Origin of the sequence: Sulfurihydrogenibium yellowstonense SS-5 (assembly GCF_000173615.1) — a bacterium.
Classification (GTDB): domain Bacteria; phylum Aquificota; class Aquificia; order Aquificales; family Hydrogenothermaceae; genus Sulfurihydrogenibium; species Sulfurihydrogenibium yellowstonense.
Map to the genome: position 1 here is coordinate 1 of NZ_ABZS01000177.1, position 3,479 is coordinate 3,479.

The 3,479-nt window shown below is 31.8% G+C and carries 3 protein-coding genes; 1 reads left to right on the forward strand and 2 read right to left on the reverse strand.

Features of this window, described 5'->3' with window-relative positions; translation table 11 throughout:
• On the forward strand, positions 1-1,654 hold a 1,654-nt coding region (locus SULYE_RS07050; RefSeq protein WP_007547921.1), incomplete at its 5' end, for a primosomal protein N'.
• Here the strand turns inward: SULYE_RS07050 and hemH are convergent.
• Together hemH and speD are read right to left on the reverse strand one after the other, a co-directional pair.
• The gene (gene hemH, locus SULYE_RS07055) at positions 1,641-2,648 is read right to left on the reverse strand and encodes a ferrochelatase (RefSeq protein WP_007547922.1); all 1,008 of its coding nucleotides are present in this window, start codon (positions 2,646-2,648) and stop codon (positions 1,641-1,643) included. The two genes, SULYE_RS07050 and hemH, sit on opposite strands and share 14 nt — an antisense overlap.
• Positions 2,649-3,254: 606 nt before the next feature.
• On the reverse strand, positions 3,255-3,479 hold a 225-nt coding region (speD, locus tag SULYE_RS07060), incomplete at its 5' end, for an S-adenosylmethionine decarboxylase (protein ID WP_007547923.1).

Consider the following 3,479-nt stretch of genomic DNA (forward strand, 5'->3'; position numbering starts at 1 on the left):
AAAAGCCATAAAAGACCCGCTTGCTTTTAAAGTTTTTAACATCAATGAAAACGTAAAACTTAAAAAAATCTCAGAAACAGCTAAAAAAATTATTCAAATCATTCAAGAAAATCAAGAAGTATCTTATGAGGATTTATTATCGCTTGGATTTTCTAAAAGAAGCATTAAAAGTTTGCTTGATAAAGGCATTCTTATTCCCGTTGAAAGTAGTGTAAAAATAAAAACTCCTGTTTTTAAACAACCAAAAACATCTGACTATACTCCAAAACTTTTAGAAAGTCAGATGTATGTTTATGATAGATTTTACTTCAAAGATAGGCTAAAAGCTTACATATCGCTTTTAAAAAAATACGTCAAAACAAATAAAAGTGTGCTAATTGTTGTTCCAAGTATTGCCTTTGGAAATAAACTTTATAAAGATTTATCTCAAAAGTTTGAAAATGTATATTTTTATCATGATGGAATTAATCCAAAGCTTCAGTTTGAAATCTTTAAAGAGATAACAAAGAATCCGTCCATTGTTATCGGAACAGTATCTTCTTTACTTATTCCTATAAAAGACTTAAATCTCATAATTCTTGAGCAAGAACATTCATCAGCTTATAAAGTTTTAAGGTCTCCAAGATTTGAGACAAAAAGGGTTTTATATTACATTCATAAAGAAAAAAATATTCCAATCATCTTAACATCTTCTATTTTATCCATCGAAAGCTACTTGATTAATGTCCCAAATCTAAAAAAAGATAAAGATGTTATAAAATCTTATGTAGAAATTAATCCTTTTAAGTCTACCAATAAAACTTTAATCAAACTCCAAAGCTCGATTTCAGAGAAAGGAAGAACTCTGATTTTGACTAATAAAAGCTATTACTCCGGGTTTATTTACTGTCCAAGATGTGGATGGGAAGCAGTCTGTCCAACCTGTGATGTTCCGCTGAAGACTTACATTCAAAACAGCATTAAGATTTTCAGATGTCCGTCTTGTAAAAAAAGGTTTGAATACTTTAAAGCCTGTCCTGAATGTGATTTTAAGCTAAAAGAGACTGGATTTGGAAAAGAGTTTGTTTTTGAACTTCTTAAAAAAAGTGAAAAACTTAGAAAGCTACTGGATTCTAACAAAATCGTTGTAGAATCATGCTTAAAAGATATATTGCAGTTTGAAAGCTTTGATATGGTTATAAATCTTTATCCTGACTTTATTTTAGATTTGCCTGATTATAGGGCGAATGAAAAATTTTTAAGGTCTGTAATATATCCGTTAACAGTAGCTAAGGATAGTTATATCATTTTTTCTAATAAACTGGAGAGTTGGCTTGCGGAAAACATATGGACTAAATCCTACGATGTAAATCAAACTTTAGAAAATTTCTATAAAAAAGAAATTGACTATAGAAAGAAAAACAAACTACCACCGTTTTTAAAGCTTGTAAGATTTAAAATTGTGTTTAAACCAAATCAAAAAGAGTATGTTGAAAAGGTATTGAAAGAAATCTCAAGCTTGAAAGTATATTCCTTCTTTCAAAAACCAAATAGTTTTAACTATTATTTTGAGTATAAATCAGAAAAGGAAAAGCAAATGATAAAGGCTTTAGCTGAAAAGCTACTGAAAAAGGGTTTGGATGTAATTATAGAAGTAGACCCTAAGAGTTTTTAATCACAAGCTCTTTAAGTGTTTCTATAAACATTGGATGAGTTTTTAAAGTTGGTATTCTGATAAAACTTTCAGCTCCAAGCTCTTTTGCCATGTTGCCATACTGATAATCAAGCTCGTAAAGTGTTTCTGAATGTTCCGAGACAAAACTAACAGGTATAACCACCAACTTTTTATACCCTTCTTTTATTAACCTTTCAATCTCTTGGTCTGTAAAAGGTTCTAACCACTTTACAGGTCCAACCTTTGATTGATAAGCTAAGGAATGTTTAACATTTGGAAAGTGATCCATTATTAGCTTAACTGTTGTTTCTGTTTGTTTTTTGTATGGGTCGCCGTCAAGGATGATCTTTTCCGGCAAGCTGTGGGCTGTAAACAAGAAATAATAATCTTTATGATCTTTTGGCAGGCTTTCTTTAATGTTTTCTACCATCGCCTTTATGTATAAAGGATTGTCAAAGTAGCAGTTTATTTTTACAATAGGAATGCTTGAAAAATAGTAGTAGGGTTCTTTTGTCCCCTTTAGTGTAGATAGTACCGCAAATTTACCGGGCTTAATGTATCTTTTAACCTTTCTGTCAAATTCATTGAAAGATGATCCTGTGGTTGTTCTACTGTACTGTGGGTATAGTGGTAGCAAGATTATTTTTTTTATTTTTTCTTGAAAAAGCTGGCTTAAAGCTTCTTCTGTGAATGGATGCCAATATCTCATTGCAACGACAACTTTATAATCTTCCCCAAGTCTTTCTTGGAGTTTTTGGGCTTGCTGAAGTGTTTGTTCTTTTTGTGGTGATTTTCCTCCCATTATTTCGTAGTATTTTTTTGTTTTTTTGGCTCTAAGTCTTGAAATTAAGAATGCTACTGGTTTTTGAATAGGTTTTGGAATTTGTATGATGTCATGGTCAGAAAATAGGTTGTATAAAAATGGCTGAATCGCATCTAAGGAGTCTGGACCACCCAAATTTAAAAGCACAACACCAATTTTTTCTTTTGCCATTGACTTCTCCTGTATTTTATAAGCTTAAATTATACTGGTTATTTTTACTTTGTTCAAGATGAAATAAAATTATTTAGGTGTGAAGTGAAAGATTAGGAGTGTATAAGGTTTAACGTTGCGAAGGATTAACCGCCTGTAATTAAGATAAACGCCTATATGTTTTGTCTGACTTGGCAAATTCTTTGCATTTTACGCTTTACCGCTAACATTAAAGTCATATTTTTATTTGAGTGAGAAATTAGTGATTTTTATAAAATTTTAAAAGGAGATCCTTCGGCCTTCGGCCTCAGGATGACAGTCAAAGGTTAAATGACAAATACTAGAGAAAGGTGATCTTATTTGCCATTCTGCAGCCGGTGAAGAATCTCTTTTGCATCCTAATTCTGTCATTCCGAGCGTTAGCGAAGAATCTCATATTTCATCAAATTTTAAAAGAGGAGATCCTTTAGACTTGTGTCCTCAGAATAACAGAGAAAATGAAAGTATAGGCAATTCATGAATTGCCATTACAGAGGTTAGCAGTAAAGTATATACATTGTATTATAGTTGTGCGGAAAATCTCCTATTCATTTTAAAAATACCAGCCGTTAGGCTGGCGCATGTTTTTTAATATAATCTTTTTCTTTGAGAAGCTGTAATCGCTCCAGCCATGCCAATGTCTCTTGGAAACTCAGTTCCTCTTGAAGTTGTTTGAACTTCAAGGTCTTCTGTACCAAAGAAAGATTTAATTATTTCTAAAGCTGCTGGAATGTCAAATTCCTTACAAGAGAATATATCTATTGAAAAATATCCTTTCTCCGGAAATGTATGGATGCTTATGTGGCTCTCTGC